Annotated in this window: 5 protein-coding genes; 4 read left to right on the top strand and 1 reads right to left on the bottom strand. The window is 70.2% G+C overall.

The annotated features are described in order from the left end of the window. The first annotated feature begins 15 nt into the window (after window positions 1-15). Complete coding sequence (locus ACFY8W_RS37350) at window positions 16-2988, top strand: pPIWI_RE module domain-containing protein (protein WP_391115596.1); 2973 nt, start codon at window positions 16-18, stop codon at window positions 2986-2988. 8 nt (window positions 2989-2996) lie between these two features. Here the strand turns inward: ACFY8W_RS37350 and ACFY8W_RS37345 are convergent, their stop codons facing one another. Next, complete coding sequence (locus ACFY8W_RS37345; RefSeq protein ID WP_384883436.1) at window positions 2997-3962, bottom strand: serine/threonine-protein kinase; 966 nt, start codon at window positions 3960-3962, stop codon at window positions 2997-2999. 195 nt (window positions 3963-4157) lie between these two features. On the opposite strand from ACFY8W_RS37345, the gene ACFY8W_RS37340 reads away from it, so the two are divergent. The 3 genes from ACFY8W_RS37340 to ACFY8W_RS37330 are packed head-to-tail and all read left to right on the top strand — an operon-like array spanning window position 4158 to window position 16648. Further along, window positions 4158-9380: a DEAD/DEAH box helicase gene (locus ACFY8W_RS37340; RefSeq protein WP_391115593.1), complete on the top strand. Its 5223-nt coding sequence runs from the start codon at window positions 4158-4160 to the stop codon at window positions 9378-9380. 51 nt (window positions 9381-9431) lie between these two features. After that, the gene (locus ACFY8W_RS37335; protein WP_391115590.1) at window positions 9432-12521 is read left to right on the top strand and encodes a helicase-related protein; all 3090 of its coding nucleotides are present in this window, start codon (window positions 9432-9434) and stop codon (window positions 12519-12521) included. Next, entirely contained in the window at window positions 12521-16648 is a 4128-nt protein-coding gene (locus ACFY8W_RS37330) for an Eco57I restriction-modification methylase domain-containing protein (RefSeq protein WP_391115587.1), read from the top strand. Before ACFY8W_RS37335 ends, ACFY8W_RS37330 begins: the two co-directional genes overlap by 1 nt. Window positions 16649-16728: the final 80 nt, after the last annotated feature.

The following is a 16728-nucleotide window of genomic DNA, read 5'->3' as shown; positions in this document are numbered from 1 at the left end:
CGAAAGGACACGGCCTTGGCACGCCCCTACGATTCCATCCGCACCGCCGCCGCTCGCCCCGTCTCCATAGAGGCCTCCGCCGTCGAGAGGTACCGTGCGCTGCCGTTCCCCGAGGAGTGGACCAGCGCCCTGCTCACGCTCTGCAACGCGGGGCGTGACAAGCCGCTGGAGACGGTCCCCACGTTCCGTATGGACCAGGTGGTGCAGGCGCTCGCCCCGGACGTCCTGGTGAGGCCTCGCCCGAACCGGGCCCGCGGCGACAGCCGGGACTTCTGGCTCTACGTCCCCGAGGACGTCCCCGATCCGCTGCCCGATGCCGCTCTGAAGGGGCTCTTCGGTGCGTGGCTGAAGGATCTGCGCCCGGAGCCCGAGTACCGCGCCCTGCTCTCGGAAACGCGGTCGGCGCTGCTGGAACGGCCTCCCCGGTGGCAGGAAGACGTCTCGGTGGAACTGCTGCGGTACGAGCGACCCACCGATGGCGGAACGGCGGCGCCCGATTCCCGTCAGTTCCAGCTGGCCACCGACTGGCTGGCCCGGAGGATCCTCGCCCTGGAGCCCTATGACTACGGGGGTGGCCGACTCCGCTTCCGCGCCATGCCTCGCGGCCCCCTGGACCGAGGTGCCGAACTGGTCTCCCAGGCACTGGAGTTCGAGGGGTTCCGGGGCACCGAATGGTACTCCGTCGTCATCAACATCACGCTCCACACCGTGCCCTTCGATCCGCTGCCCCGCTTCCACGTGCACACGCACATCCGCCGGTACGCGAGCAGGGTGAGCGCCAAGACCGGCCGACTGTTCCTCCCGTTCGGGCGCAAGACCACGGTTCTGCTGCGGCCGCGGGTGCCCTGGCTGCCGGGGGCCCCGGCGAGCGACCGGTTCGCGGTGGCACGGCTGGCCTGGAGCCAGGGCGGTTACGACTGGGCCGGAGGCGGTCCCGCCGGGATGCTGCGCGGCATGTCCCTCCGGGAGGCGTTCCCGGACGCCGAGGCCATCCTGACCGACCCGGCGGCATGGCTGAAGGACGACATGCGGGCGGCCGTCCTGTACAGCACGGCCATGGGCTCGCACGAGGTCGGCCCCGGCCTGATGACGGACCAGCGGTCGAAGATCGTGGAGTGGGCCCTGCAGGCCCTCCCGGACCAGCTGCGACCGGTGCCCGCCCTGGTGCGCACCCGCCTGTCCGGCAGTGCGCCGGCGAACCCGCGCAGGGAGCCGTCGAAGGAGCCGGCCAAGACCGAGGCAGAGCGCGTGCGCGCGGAGGCACGCCGCGTCGGCGCCGCATACGCGCTGCGGCAGATGTCCCAGCCGCTGGGCGCGGGTGAGGTGCCCATCCTGGAGACGCGACTGCTGTGGCAGACGGCGGAGATGCGGGACACCGCGATCGCCGCACTGGTCGCGCACCTGGACCTCAAGGGCGACGGAGGTGTGCCGACCTCGGCGGATGCCTACGACGGCACCGTGGACCTGGAATGGCAGTCCCCCGAACTCACCGTGCGCCTGCGCTGTCGCAGGCTGACGCATGGCCTCGGCCACGACCTCGCCCTGCCGGAGGGCAGCCGGCACTCGCGGGAAGCCGTCACCACCGCGATCCGGGACCGCCGCCGCGAGGTGGCGGCCTTCCTCGCGAAGGACGACGCTCAGGCGCCCGCGGGAACGGCGCCCCTGCCGACGCTCGCGCTGGTGGAGATCGACCGGGCCAAGGACTTCACGTCCGGCGACCACGACGCCAAGTTCGCACTGCGGCTGGGCTGCGCCGACGCGGGAGTCCTGACCCAGTTCATGGCCGTGCCCAAGAAGGCCAAGGGCTACAACAGCGAGAAGAACAAGGAGTTCCGCGCGGCGAAGGCCTGGGACGACGGACTGCGCCAGCTGGGTGTGCGCGTCCACCCGGAGCACAGCCTGGGCGACCAACTGCCGGAGGGCATGCGGTACGCGGCGGTGTGGATGGTGCGCAAGAACCGGCGCAGTCGCACCAGGTGGGCCGGGTACGTGCCTGTCGCCGTGCTGGTCACGCCGGACCCGTCCGGTACGGGTCTGGCGAGGGTGGAGGGCTGGGACGACGAGGCGCGCGCCTGGGTGCCGTACCCGGTGATGCTCCTCCGGCTGACCAAGCGGGCCGAGGTGCCGACCGGCACGGTGCCCGTCCCGCGTGACGGGGAGGCCCCGGTCGCCCGGCTGTCCTGGTGGGCGGACATGACCGAGCAGCGACAGGCGACCGAGGAATGGCTGCAGCGGGTCCGCCGCACGTTGCGGGGGACGCCGACCCTCCTGCTGGCTCACGGGCAGAACATGCGCTCGCACTGGACGTGGCTGCAGGACGGCACCGTAGTGGCGGACAAGTTCCGCGACGGTCACGCCCCCGCGCGGCGCCTGGATCCGGACCTGCGGCTCGTGCGGGTGCGCACGGCGCGCAACCGGGAGACCGCGCAGTGGTGGGCCATGAACCCCGACGGCGCGAACGGTCTGGCCGCCCATCTGTGGACGGACCCGACGGCGGACGCCGAGTCCGCCCGGGTGTTCTGGTCGACGACGCCCAAGGCGCGCACCTTCAAGCTGTCGGTGGCGGCCGACAAGCTGGCTCCGCGCGTCAACTCCAAGGGCAACGTGACCGTGGACACCGACAAGGCCGCGTGGAACCCCGGCCTGGTGGAGCTGGCCGTACTCGGGTGTCACCCCGGCGACGGCGACGTACCGGAGGCACTGGCCCTCGCCGTCCATCAGCTCCGGCAGGCCCCCGATCTGCCGGACGCACTGAGCCTGCCGCTGCCCCTGCACCTTGCCGGTCTGGCCCAGGAGTACGTGCTGCCGACCCGCAACGAGGACGACGAGGACCCGGCCGGCTCCGGGGCCGACGCGGCGGCCGACGCCGATCCGGACACGGCGGCGGCGCCGGGGGTCGAGACCGCCCCCGGGCCGGAGCAGCTCACCCTGGACATCCCGCTGCAGCCGGGCCCTGCCGAGGAGAGCAGGGGAGCCGAGCCGCGCTGAGAAGTCGGCTAGTGCGGCCCGTCCGACTCTCTCGCCCATTGCCGGACGGGCCGCGCGTCGGGTGCCATGGGGTAGAGGAAGGGCCGGCGGGGATCGGCCTCCGCCCAGGGCACCAGGGCGTCTTCCGGGGTTCCCGGCGCGGGCAGGTGTGCGGCCAGGCGCCGGAACACCTCGCCCGCATGAGCAGGCCGGTCGGCCGGCTTCTTCGCCAGCATGTCCAGGACCAGGGTTTCGATCTCCTCCGGCACGTCCGGTCGCAGGGATCTCAGCGGCTCCGGCTCGGTCCCCGTGTGCAGACTCGGCACGACCAGCGGGGACTCGTGCTCGAACACCGGCCTGCCAGTGAGCATCTCGTGGATGAGGCAGCCGAGGGCATAGAGGTCGGTGCGCCGGTCGACGGGTTCGCCCATCACCTGTTCCGGGGCCATGTACAGAAAGCTGCCCAGCCGTTCCCCGGTCGTGGTGAGCTTCTTGGTGTCCGCGTCGAGGATCGCGGCCACACCGAAGTCGAGCACCTTCACGACGCCGTCCGTGCGGATACGGACATTGCCTGGCTTGAGGTCCCTGTGGACGACGCCGCGGGCGTGGGCCGCGGCCAGGGTGGAACAGATCTGCACGCCCACCGCGGCGGCTTCCGCCACGGAGAGCGGCTCGCGCTCCGCGATGTAGTCCCCCAGGTCAAGGCCTTGGACATACTGCATGACCAGGTAGTGCGTACCGGTTTCGACACCCAGGTCGTACACGGCCGCGAGCCCCGTGTGGTCGAGTTTGGCGACCGCCTTGGCCTCTCGCTCGAAGCGCGCGGCGTCCTGGGCGATCTGGGCGGCCGTGAGGCCGCCGAGCGGTGTCATCGTCTTGACGGCGACGCCTCGGCCCAGGTGTTCGTCGTCCGCCATCCACACCTGTCCCATGCCGCCTCGGCCGATGGCGCTCTTGATGCGATAGCGCTTGGCGATGAGCGTTCCGATGTCCATAGGTGACCGAGTGTGCCAGTGTCATGCACGGCGAGGAATCGCACCCCAGAACCCGCAGCGTGAAAACACCCATTCAATGCATTGACTTAGTTCACAGACGATGATGCGATGGAGACTCGACCATTCCAGCCCGCCGCCCCGCCCCACCCGTTACGGTGAAAGTCGCAGGTCGGCGCGGGAACGAGTGAGGGTTTTGTGGACGTCTTCAAGGTGCACGAGCAACTGATCGCCGACTACCGCTCCTTCACCACAAGTTCGGTCGTCCTGAAGAACGACCGGATCAAGAGCACGGTCGACGAGGCTCTTGTGCAGGGCGACCAGTGGCCCCACCCGTGGCTGTCGCTCAACCCCAGTTTCGAGCCCGGCGGCACGGTGACCCAGCTCGTACAGGAGGGTCTGCTGCACCCGGAGTGCGAGCGGATCTTCCGCGTCGGCAAGGAGAGGGACGGCTCACCGCAGCAGGGCCTGCCGATCGCCTTCCACCGGCACCAGCGGGACGCCGTCCAGGCCGCCCGCTCCGGCAGCAGCTACGTCCTGACCACGGGCACGGGCTCCGGAAAGAGCCTCGGCTACATCGTCCCGATCGTGGACCGAGTGTTGCGGGCCAAGCAGGAGGGCGCGGCCTCCGGCGTCAAGGCCATCATCGTCTACCCGATGAACGCCCTGGCCAACAGTCAGAAGTTCGAGCTGGAGAAGTTCCTGCGCCACGGGTACGGCGAGGGCCGGGAACCGGTCACCTTCGAGCGCTACACCGGCCAGGAGAAGGAGGAGGAGCGCGACAGAATCCTGGACAGCATGCCGGACATCCTCCTCACCAACTACGTCATGCTGGAGCTGATGCTCACCCGGCCCCGCGAGCGCAAGGCGCTGATGCGTGCTGCCAAGGGGCTGAAGTTCCTGGTCCTGGACGAGCTGCACACCTACCGCGGCCGCCAGGGCGCGGACGTGGGCCTCCTTGTCCGCCGCGTGCGTGACGCCCTGGCCGCGGACGACCTGCAGTGCGTGGGCACCTCGGCCACCATGTCCACCGAGGGCACTCTGGAAGACCGGCGCCAGGCCGTCGCCGAGGTGGCGACCGCCCTCTTCTCCACCCCCGTCACCCCGGACCATGTGGTCGGCGAGACCCTGGTCCGCGCCACCTCCGAGCACGAGCCGACCGACGCCGAACTCGCCGACCGGGTGCGGGCCAACACCCCCTCGACCTCCTACCTGGAACTCAAGGACGACCCGCTCGCCTCCTGGATCGAGACCGAGTTCGGTCTGCGCACGCTCACCGAGGGCCCGGACAAGGGCGCTCTCGTCCGAGCCGAGCCCACGACCGTCAAGGCCGCCTCCGAGAAGCTCGCCGCCCGCACGGGCGAGCCGGAGGAGGCGTGCGTCACCGCCATCCGCGAAACCTTGCACGCCGGCTCGCAGGCCAAGAACAAGGCGGGCCGGCCGCTGTTCGCGTTCCGGCTGCACCAGTTCCTGTCCAAGGGCGACTCGGTGCACGTGTCGCTGGAGGACGAGAACACCCGGCACATCAGCCGCACCTACCAGCTCCGCGTACCGGGTGCCAAGGAGAAGATCCTGCTGCCGCTGTCCTTCTGCCGCGAGTGCGGCCAGGAGTATCTGACAGTGGCCCGAGAGGAACGCAAGGACGGCTCGTTCGCCTTCCGGCCCCGTACCGAGGACGACGAGGACAACGGCTACCTGTACGTCAGCGCCGAGAACCCGTGGCCCGAAGAGACGGGCACGGCCATCGAGGAGCAGCGCTTCCCGGACAGCTGGGTGGTGACGGACGACAAGAAGAGCGTCCAGGTACTCGCCGACAGCCGGCGCAAACGCGTCCCGCAGCAGGTCTGGGTGAAGCCCGACGGATCGGTGGTCGACCGCGGACAAGGCCTGTACGCCGCCTACATCCCGATGCCGTTCATGTTCTGCCTCAACTGCGGCGTGAGCTACGAGTCCGCGCGCGGAAACGACTTCGCCAAGCTGATGACGATGGACCGCGAGGGCCGCTCGACGGCTACCTCCCTCATCAGCTCCAGCATCGTCCGCCACCTCAAGGAGCTCCCGACCTCCGAACTCGACGAGGACGCGCGCAAGCTGCTCACGTTCGTCGACAACCGTCAGGACGCCAGCCTCCAGGCGGGCCACTTCAACGACTTCGTTCTCGTCACCCAGCTGCGCGGCGGGCTCTACCAAGCCATGGTCGACGCCGGCGAAGAGGGCCTGCTGCACGAGGACGTGGCTCCCGCGGTGGTCGCCAAGCTGGGCCTGACGCCGCAGGACTACTCGCAGAACCCGAAGGAGCCGTCCAGGCAGGCGGGACGCACCCTGCGGGCCCTGGCCAAGGTCGTCGAATACCGGCTGTACCTGGACCTGGAGCGCGGCTGGCGGGTCACCATGCCCAACCTGGAGCAGACCGGCCTGCTGCGCCTGGAGTACGCGGATCTGGAGGAGATCTCCGAGGACGAGGAGCGCTGGGCCGGGGCCTGCTCCCCGCTGCGATCGGCTGATCCGGGCAAGCGGGCCGAGCTCTCCCGCATCCTCCTGGACGAGCTTCGGCGCGTGCGGGCCGTGGACTTCCCGTACTTCGAGCAGTCCGAGTACGACGAGCTGCGCAGGCTGTCGTACCTGCTCAACGACACGTGGGGGCTCGCCGAGACGGAGCGCACCCCGCCCCCGCCCGGTACCGCGTACGTTCGCCCCGGCCGGCCGGGGCGGCCGCGTGGAGAGATCAACCTGACCGCCCGGTCCGGCTTCGGCCGGTTCTTGCGCAGGCCGGGCCAGTTCCCGGCGCTGGGGCGGCCTCTGGACATGGCAGAAGCGCAGGAGCTGATCGTCGATCTGGCGGGTGTCCTTGCGGAGGCGGGTCTCCTGACCGAGGTCCCCACCGGACGAGGTGAGGCGCCCGGCTACCGCATCAACCACACCACCGTGGTGTGGACGGCTCGGGACGACGAGTTCGGTGCCGTGGACCGGCTACGCCGTACATACGGCAAGGGCCAGGGCCCGCGTGTGAACCCGTTCTTCAAGAACCTCTACCAGAACGTCGGCTCCGCACTGGCCGGACTGGTGGCCAAGGAGCACACCGCGCAGGTGCCGGCGCCGGTCCGTGAGGACCGTGAGGCCGACTTCCGTCTCGGTACGCCCCTACCGGTGCTCTACTGCTCCCCGACGATGGAGCTGGGCGTCGACATCGCCAGCCTGAACACGGTCGCGATGCGGAACGTGCCGCCCACGCCCGCCAACTACGCCCAGCGCAGCGGCCGGGCGGGCCGCTCGGGGCAGCCCGCCCTGGTGACCACGTACTGCGCCACGGGCAACAGCCACGACCAGTACTACTTCCGCCGCTCGGACCAGATGGTCGCGGGTGCGGTCGCCCCGCCCCGATTGGACCTCGCCAACGAGGATCTGGTGCGCTCACACATTCACGCCATATGGCTGGCCGAGACGAATGTCGAGCTGGGCAGGCGCATTCCACACTTCGTGGACGCCGACGGCGACGCGCCCTCGCTGCGGATCTACCCGCAGTACGTCGAGAAGGTCCAGGACCCCGCAGCGCAGCGGCGCGCCCTGCGCCGGGCCACCGCCGTCCTCAAGGATTCGATGGATCGGCTGGCCGCCACCTCCTGGTGGGACGAGCAGTGGCTGGAGCGGACCGTCCGGATGGCACCGGGCGGATTCGACCATGCGCTCGGCCGGTGGCGTGAGCTGCTGCGCAAGGCACTGAAGGAGCGGGAGACCCAGCACCGGCGGATCCTCGACAACACTCTGGGCAAGGAGGCCTCGGCTCAGGCCGAGCGCCGCCGCCACCAGGCGGAGACGCAGCTGAAGCTCCTGAAGAACGAGGACCGGAACGGCAGCACGCTGCTGTCGGACTTCACGCCGTACCGCTACCTGGCCTCCGAGGGCTTCCTGCCCGGCTACTCCTTCCCCCGACTGCCGCTGGCCGCGTTCATCCCGGGCACGGGCCGGGCCGCGCGGGGCGGTCGTGACGGCGACTACCTCCAGCGCTCGCGTTTCATCGCGATCCGGGAGTTCGGCCCCGGGGCCTTCATCTACCACGAGGGCAGCCGCTTCCAGGTGGACCGCGTCCAGCTGCCCACCAGCGCCTCGGGCGATCTGCAGACCGAGGAGGCCAAGGTGTGCGAGCACTGCGGCTATCTGCACGTGGGCGAGGATCTGGAGAACACCTGCGACTTCTGCAAGGCGGAACTCTCCGACGCGCGCTACAACCTCCTTCCCCTGCGGACAGTGTTCACCAAGCGCCGTGACCGGATCTCCTCCGACGAGGAGGAGCGCCAGCGGACGGGCTACTTCGTCGAGGTGTCATACAAGTTCAACAAGCACGGCTCCCGTGACGGCTCGCTGGGCGCGGCAGCCACGGAAGCGGGGGGAGCCGCGCTCGCCGAGCTGACGTACGGCGACAGCGCCACGGTCCGCCTCACCAACCTCGGCTACCGCCGCAGCAAGCAGCGCTCGGGCTTCTGGCTCGACCCCATCGAGGGCAAGTGGCTGGACGCCAAGAAGGACCAGGACAAGCCGGGCAAGCTGACCTCCGAGGAGCAGGACGGCCTGGAGAGCGCGGAGAAGGCGGACCGCAAGGTCCCGGTGATCCCGTACGTCCAGGACACCCGCAACATCCTGGTGCTCAAGCTCGCCGAACCGGTCGCCCCGGATGTGGCGATCACGCTCCAGTACGCCCTGGAGCGTGGCATCGAGGCCGAGTTCCAGCTGGAGGACGGCGAGCTGGACACCGAGCAGCTGCCGCCGCTGGACGGGGCGCGGGACCGCATTCTGTTCATCGAGAGCGCCGAGGGCGGGGCGGGTGTCCTGCGCCGCCTCCAGGCCGAGCCCGCCGCGCTGCGGCGGGCCGCCACCCGGGCCCTGGAGATCGCGCACTTCCGCCCGGACGGCAGCGACACGGGGGGCCGCGAGGACGGTCCCGCCTGCGAGATGGGCTGCTACGACTGCCTGCTGTCGTTCGGCAACCAGCGTCATCACCAGGTCATCGACCGCCAGCTGGTGAAGGACCTGCTGCTGCGCTTCGCCGAATCTCAGGTGACCGACTCCGGCCCCGGCACCACACGGGACGAGCACACGCAGACACTCATCGACGGTGCCGACAGCACGCTGGAGAAGCGGTTCGTGTCCTTCCTGGCCGACAACGGTCTGCGGCTGCCGGACAAGCAGCAGTTCTTCGTCTCCAGCGCGCTCTCCCGCCCGGACTTCGTGTACGACACGAAGATGGGCCCGGTCGCGGTCTTCATCGACGGCCCGCACCACGACGACGAGCTGCAGGCCCAGCGTGACGAGGACGCCCAGGAGCGCTTGTACGACGACGGGTGGGAGGTCATCCGCTTCCGCCACGACGACGACTGGTCCGAGGTCGTCCACAGGTACGGTTCGGTGTTCGGTGCCGGTGGCTGAGCCGCGTACCTCACTCCCCCGCCCCACCACTTCGCCTGAAAGGTCCCATCGATGACGCCGCCCACCACCACAACACGCGAGGAGGCGGCCGGAGCACGATTCGCGGTCGGTTCGCTGGTGCGCGCCCGCGGCCGCGAATGGGTCGTGCTGCCCGAGTCGACGCCCGAGCTGCTGGTGCTGCGACCGCTGGGCGGCACCGATGACGACATCGCCGGCGTGCTGACCGCCCTGGAGCCGGTGGAGCACGCCCGCTTCGCCCCGCCCAGCCCGGCGGACCTGGGCGACCAGTCGGCGGCCGGGCTGCTGCGCAGCGCCCTGCGGATCGGGTTCCGTTCCAGCGCGGGCCCGTTCCGCTCCCTCGCCGGCATCTCCGTGGAACCGCGCCCCTACCAACTGGTGCCGCTGCTGATGGCGCTGCGCCAGGAGACCGTGCGGCTGCTGATCGCCGACGACGTCGGCATCGGCAAGACGGTCGAGTCCGGCCTGATCGCGGCCGAGCTGCTGGCCCAGGGCGACGCCCGCGGCCTTGTCGTCCTGTGCAGTCCGGCACTGGCCGAACAGTGGCGGGCCGAGCTGCGTGGCAAATTCGGCATCGAGTCCGAGCTGGTGCTGTCCTCGACGATCGGACGGCTGGAGCGCAGCCGAATGTACGGGCATTCGGTGTTCCGCCCGGACCGCAACTACGTCGTCTCAACCGACTTCATCAAGTCCCCGCGCCACCGGGACGACTTCATCAAGAACTGTCCCGACCTCGTCATCGTGGACGAGGCCCACACCTGCGTCGCGGACACCGCCGCCCAGGGCGGCGGCAAGCAGCAGCGCCAGCAGCGCTACGCCCTTCTGCGTGCCCTCGCCGACCAGCCAGAGCGCCATCTGCTGCTGGTCACGGCGACCCCGCACAGCGGCAAGGAAGAGCCGTTCCGCAACCTCCTCGGCCTGCTCGACAAGCGGCTGGAATCGGTGAGCCTCGACCGCGACGCGGGCCGTGACCTGCTGGCCCGGCACTTCGTGCAGCGCCGCCGCGCGGACATCCGGGACGACTTCCGCGACGACGCGAACTTCCCCAGCGACCGCCTCTCCGCCGAGGTCGACTACACCCTGCACGCCGACTACCGGCAGCTCCTGGACCAGGTCATCTCCTACGCCCGGGAGACGGTCCGCAGTGCGGACGGCGCCCTCCAGCAGCGCGTCCGCTGGTGGTCGGCGCTCGCTCTCCTGCGCGCCCTGGGCTCGTCTCCCGCCGCCCTGCGCAAGACGCTGCACACCCGGGCCGGCGTGCAGGACGCGGACTCGGTCACCGAGGCCGACGCGATCGGCAGCCGGACCGTCACGGACCCGGCCGACGACGAGTCCGCCGAGTCGGCGGACGCCGTCCCCGGCGCGCTGCTCGCGCCAGGAGCCACGGATCCGGGCGCCGAAGGCCTGGACGAGGCGGACCAGGCGCGACTGCTGGCCATGGCCGAGGCCGCGAAGGAGCTCGCCGGCCCAGCCAGGGACCGCAAGCTGAAGCAGCTGATCACCGCGGTGAAGGAACTTCTGGACGAGGGCTACAACCCGATCGTCTTCTGCCGCTTCATCTCCACCGCCGAGTACGTCAAAACCCACCTCGACGCCGCCCTGAACAAGGGCGGCAAGGGCAAGAAGGGCGCCCAGCAGAAGACGTACGCGATCGAGGCCGTCACCGGTGAGCTCTCCCCGGACCAGCGCGTCACCCGCATCGCCGAGCTGACGGAGGAGAGCGAGGACGGCCAGGCACCCCCGGAGCGTCGCGTCCTCGTGGCCACTGATTGCCTCTCCGAGGGCGTGAACCTCCAGGAGAGCTTCGACGCGGTCATCCACTACGACCTCGCCTGGAACCCCACCCGCCACGAGCAGCGCGAAGGCCGCGTCGACCGCTTCGGCCAGCGCCGGGACATCGTCAAGGCGGTCACCCTGTACGGCTCCGACAACGCGATCGACGGCATCGTCCTGGACGTCCTGCTGCGCAAGCACGCCCGCATCCGCAAGGCGACCGGCATCTCCGTCCCCGTCCCGGATTCGTCCGAGAACGTCATGCAGGCGGTCCTGGAGGGCCTGATCCTGCGCGGTGAACGGCCGGAGTACGAGCAGGAGGGCCTGTTCACGGTGGAGTCGGCGGCCGGCAAGCAGACGGCCGAGCTGCACGACGCCTGGCAGAGCGCCGCCGAGCGGGAGACGGCCTCCCGCTCCCGGTACGCGCAGAACGCGGTGAAGAAGGACGAGGTGGCGAAGGAGGTCGCCGAGGTGCGGGCCTCGCTCGGCACCGGCGACGAGGTGCGCCGCTTCACCCGCCACGCGCTCACCGCCCTGCGCGGTGTGGCGGGACCGCTGCGCGGCCAGGCCGACGGCTTCACCATGAATTCCGAGGCGCTGCCGGCGCCGCTGCGGGACGCGTTCAGCTCCTCGCTGGGTCCGCGCCACCCGCGCCCGGTGGTCTTCCACGACGCGCCGACCGCCCCGCGCGGCGAGGCGGCTCTCACGCGTACCGACCCGGTGGTGGCCTCGGTCGCCCGCTTCGTCCTCGACGCGGCGCTCGACGACCAGATGCCCGTGTGGCAGCGTCCGGCCCGGCGCTGCGGCGTGGTCCGTACGACCGCCGTCCCCAAGCGCACCACCTTGCTCCTGGTCCGTTACCGCTTCCAGCTCACCCTGCCGGGCCGCGACGGCGTGAACCGTCAGCAACTGGCCGAGGACGCCCGGCTGCTGGCATTCCGCGGCGGGGCTTCGAACCCCGACTGGCTGTCGGAGGAAGAGGCCATCGCCCTCCTGGACGCGCGTGCCGCGGGGAACACCAAGCGGGAGTTCGCGCAGGAGCGCGTCGAGGGGATCCTGGGCTCGCTGGAGTCCCTGATGCCGGTCCTGGAGCAGCGCGGAGAGGAGCTGGCCGACCGCCTCCTCGACTCGCACCGCCGGGTACGCGGCGCCTTCCGTGACGTACGCGGCGCGACCGGCCCGGCCCGGCGCGGTCTGCGCGTGGAGGTCCAGGGCCGTCCCGACGTACTCGGCGTGTACCACTATCTGCCGGTCGCCGTCCTGGGCGGTACGGACGGTACGGCCGCGAGCGACACCAGCACGACCGGAGCCGGCACGAACGGCGCCGACACGAACGGGGAAGCACGCTGATGAGCCTCGCGAAGACCATCGTCACCGACTCCGTCCTCACCGTCGGCGGCCTCCTGCCGCCCGACATGCTCACCCGCGTCCGGGATGGCAAGGACATCCCCGGCGCCCAGCCCTCCGACTACGGCCTGTTCGCGGCCAACGACACGGTCCGCGACGCGGCCGAGCGCTCATGGGCGTATCTGAAGGGCGTGTGGACGGCCTACCAGGACGCCCTCGCCAGGGACGGCGCACTGGACAGCGCGTCCATCGCCGCGGTGGGCGTGACCGTCGAGCGCTGGCTGCTTCCGCTGTTCGAACAGCTGGGGTACGGGCGACTGCCGGACACGCCCGCGGAAGGACTGCCGTCGGCGGACGGCGAGAAGAGCTTTGCGGTCAGCCATGTCTGGCAGGGCGTGCCGATCCATCTGACGGGCTGGAACGTCCATCTGGACCGCAAGACGGCGTCCCTGCCCGGCCCGGTCCCGCAGTCGCTGCTCCAGGAGTACCTCAACCGCAGCGGTGATCAGGCCCTGTGGGGTCTGATCACCAATGGCCGGCTGCTCCGGCTGCTGCGCGACTCGACGTCGATGGTGGGCTCGGCGCACGTCGAGTTCGACCTGGAGGCCATCTTCGAGGGCGATCGCTTCGCCGACTTCCTTCTCCTGTGGCGCCTGACCCACCGCTCCCGCTTCGAAGCGCACGGCGAGCAGGGCCCGGCCGGCTGCTGGCTGGAGAAGTGGCGTACGGAAGCGATCGCGAGCGGCACCCGGGCGCTGGCCCAGCTCCGCCTGGGCGTCGAGAAGGCGCTGGTGACCCTGGGCAGCGGATTCATCGCCCACCCGGCGAACACCGCGCTCCGCGAGAAGCTGCACGAGTCCGAGGTCACGGTCCGGACCATGCATCCGGCCCTGCTGCACCTCGTGTACCGACTGCTCTTCCTCTTCGTCGCCGAGGACCGGGGCCTGCTGATCCCCGACGGCGCCGAGGACGAGATCCGCGAGCGCTACGAGAAGTACTTCTCGACCACCCGCCTCCGCCGCACGGCCACTCGCCGCACCGGCGGACCGCACGGCGACCAGTGGCAGGCGCTGAGCTTGGTCCTGAAGGGCCTGGGCTCGGAGGGCGGCGTCCCGGAGCTCGGCCTGCCGGGCCTCGGCGGCCTCTTCGAGCGTACGGAGGAGGACACGGTCCTGGACGGCCTGGAGCTGTCCAACGAGGCCCTGTTCACCGCGGTCAAGGCCCTGTCGGTGGTCCGCGACCCGAAGCTGAACCGCCCCCGCCGGGTGGACTACCGCCACCTGGGCGCGGAAGAACTGGGCTCCATCTACGAGTCCCTGCTGGAACTCGTTCCGCGCTTCAACCCTGCGGCGAACACCTTCGAACTGCGCACCCTCGCCGGCAACGAGCGCAAGACGACCGGCTCGTACTACACCCCGTCCTCCCTCATCGACTGCCTGCTCGACTCCGCCCTCGACCCCGTGATAGACGACGCGGTCAAGTCGGGCACGACGAGGGAGGAGCAGGAGGCGGCGCTGCTCCGCCTGACGGTCTGCGACCCGGCGTGCGGCTCCGGCCACTTCCTGGTCGCGGCGGCCCGCCGCATCGCCAAGCGCCTCGCAGCGGTACAGACGGACTCACCCGAGCCCAGCGCTGAGGCGACCCGGTCGGCGCTGCGCGATGTCATCGGCCGATGCATCTACGGTGTCGACCTCAACCCGATGGCCGTCGAACTGGCCAAGGTCTCCCTCTGGATCGAGTCCCTGGAACCGGGCAAGCCGCTCAGCTTCCTCGACGCGCACCTGAAGCACGGAAACGGGCTGGTGGGCACCACGCCGAAGCTGCTGGCAGAGGGCCTGCCGGACGGCGCCTTCACGGTGATCGAGGGCGACGACAAGACGTTCGTGACGGGGCTGCGGAAGCGCAACAAGACGGAGCGGGAGGCCTGGGAGGACCGGCAGAAGGGCATCGACCAGGTCGAACTGTTCTCGACGTCGACCGCGCTGACCGCGTCGAACGCGACGATCGCACGGGCCGCGTCGGACATCACCAACGCCCGTGACGACTCGCTGGAGTACGTCCACCGCCAGCGGGACGCGTACCTGTCGCTGACTGAAGACCCCGACTCGGAGTACGTACGGGAGCGGGACCTCGCGGACGCGTGGTGCGCGGCGTTCGTCTGGGAGAAGACGAAGGAGGCCCGCCCGCCGGCCCTGACGCTCCAGGGCCTGCTCGACCTGCGGGAGGGCGGCTGGGCGAAGCTGCCGGAGGGTACGAAGAGCGAGGTCGCCCGGCTGCGGGAGGAGTACCGGTTCTTCCACTGGCACCTGGAGTTCCCCGAGGTGTTCTCGGTACCGGAGGATGCGGACGGCTCGGCGGTCGGGGTGGACGAGCGGACCGGGTGGGGCGGGGGCTTCAGCTGTGTGCTGGGGAATCCGCCGTGGGAGCGGGTCAAGCTCCAGGAGCAGGAGTTCTTCGCCACGCGGAACGAGAGGATCGCGACGGCGAAGAACAAGGCGGCGCGGGAGCGGCTGATCAAGGCGCTGGCCACAAGTGAGGAGCCGACTGAGCGTGCCCTGTTCTCGGACTTCGTCGAGGCCAAGCGCCAGTCCGAAGGCGTGAGCCACCTGCTGCGCGACTCGGGGCGTTTCCCGCTGGCCGGCCGGGGTGACGTGAACACCTACGCCGTCTTCGCAGAGACGGCGTCCCTGGGCATCGCCCCGCACGGGCGCTTCGGCCTGGTCCTGCCGACGGGCATCGCGACGGACGCGACGACTGCGCCGTTCTTCTCCAGCCTGGTGCGCAGTGCACGGCTCGCGTCGTTCCTGGACTTCGAGAACGAGGCGTTCCTCCTGAGCCGGGACGTGCACCACTCGGTCCGCTTCTGCCTCCTGACGGTGGCGGGCCGCGAGGAGCGGGTACGGGAGGCTTCCTTCGCCTTCGGCACCCGCTACATGGAGGACCTGCCGAGCCGCCGCTTCGCGATGCCGCCGGAGGAGATCCTGCTGGTCAACCCGAACACGGGTACGTTGCCGGTGTTCCGGTCGCGGCGGGACGCGGAGATCACGCTGGGGATCTACCGGCGGGTGCCGGTCCTCATCAGGGAGGGCGATCCGGACGGCAACCCGTGGGGGTTGTCCTTCATGAGGATGTTCGACATGTCGAACGACTCCCACCTGTTCCGTACGCAGGACGAGTTGTCGGCGGACGGGTGGGCCCTGAACGGCAACGTCTTCGAGCGGGACGGCCAGCGGTACCTTCCGCTGTACGAGGCGAAGATGCTCCACCACTTCGACCACCGCCTCGGCACGTACGAGGGCCAGACTGAGGCACAGGCGAACATGGGGACGCTGCCGAGGTTGACGCCAGAGCAGCATGACGATCCGGGGTTCGTGCCGATGCCGCGGTACTGGGTGCCGGAGTTCGACGTGGACGCGGGGAGGAAGGACAGGAAGGGCAAGCCGGTCTTGGAGCCTGGGGTGGCTTCGAGGTTGGCGGAGCGAAAGTGGGGGCACGGGTGGCTCTTCGGCTGGCGAGACATCGCTCGGTCGACGGACACCCGAACCACCATGGCCACGGTGCTTCCGCCGTACGGCATCGGGCACACCTACCCGGTGATGTTCCCCGGCGACGCCGAATCCGCTGCCTTCCTCCAGGCGTGCCTCAGTTCTTTCGCCTTCGACTACGCGATCCGGCAGAAGATCGTCGGCACGCACCTGACATACGGCTACATGTACCAGCTTCCTGTGCCGTCGCTGTCCTCACTCACGGGCCGCTTCCCTGACCTCGGATGGATCACACAGCGAATCACCGAGCTCGTCTACACGTCACGCGACATGGCTGACTTCGCTCGCGACCTGGGCGACAACGACACCCCCTTCCGCTGGGACGACCACCGCCGTGAGCTGCTTCGCGCCGAGCTGGACGCGGCCTTCCTGCACCTCTACGGCCTCGATCGCAGCGAGGTGGCGCATGTCATGGAGACGTTCCCCGTCGTCAAGCGAGACGACGAGGCCGCCCACGGCACCTACCGCACCAAGGACCTCATCCTCAACATCTACGACCGCATGGCCGAGGCCCAGCGGACCGGCACCCCCTACCAGACCGTCCTCGACCCGCCGCCCGGCCAGGGCCCCCGCCACCCCGCGTAGCCGTCGCCGCGCTGCCCGTCCGGGCGAAACTCGGACGGGCAGCGTGGCGTACTCGCCCTCTCCGTCCGCCCATCCACGAC

Source organism: Streptomyces sp. NPDC012637, assembly GCF_042954805.1.
Taxonomy (GTDB): domain Bacteria; phylum Actinomycetota; class Actinomycetes; order Streptomycetales; family Streptomycetaceae; genus Streptomyces.
The sequence above is the reverse complement of the archived record's forward strand: the minus strand, read 5'-3'. Positions and strand labels throughout refer to the sequence as shown.

Coding starts and splice junctions, on each gene's coding strand:
- ACFY8W_RS37330 (WP_391115587.1), top strand. CDS start 12,521: ATGAGCCTCGCGAAGACCATCGTCACCGACTCCGTCCTCACCGTCGGC.
- ACFY8W_RS37335 (WP_391115590.1), top strand. CDS start 9,432: ATGACGCCGCCCACCACCACAACACGCGAGGAGGCGGCCGGAGCACGA.
- ACFY8W_RS37345 (WP_384883436.1), bottom strand. CDS start 3,962: ATGGACATCGGAACGCTCATCGCCAAGCGCTATCGCATCAAGAGCGCC.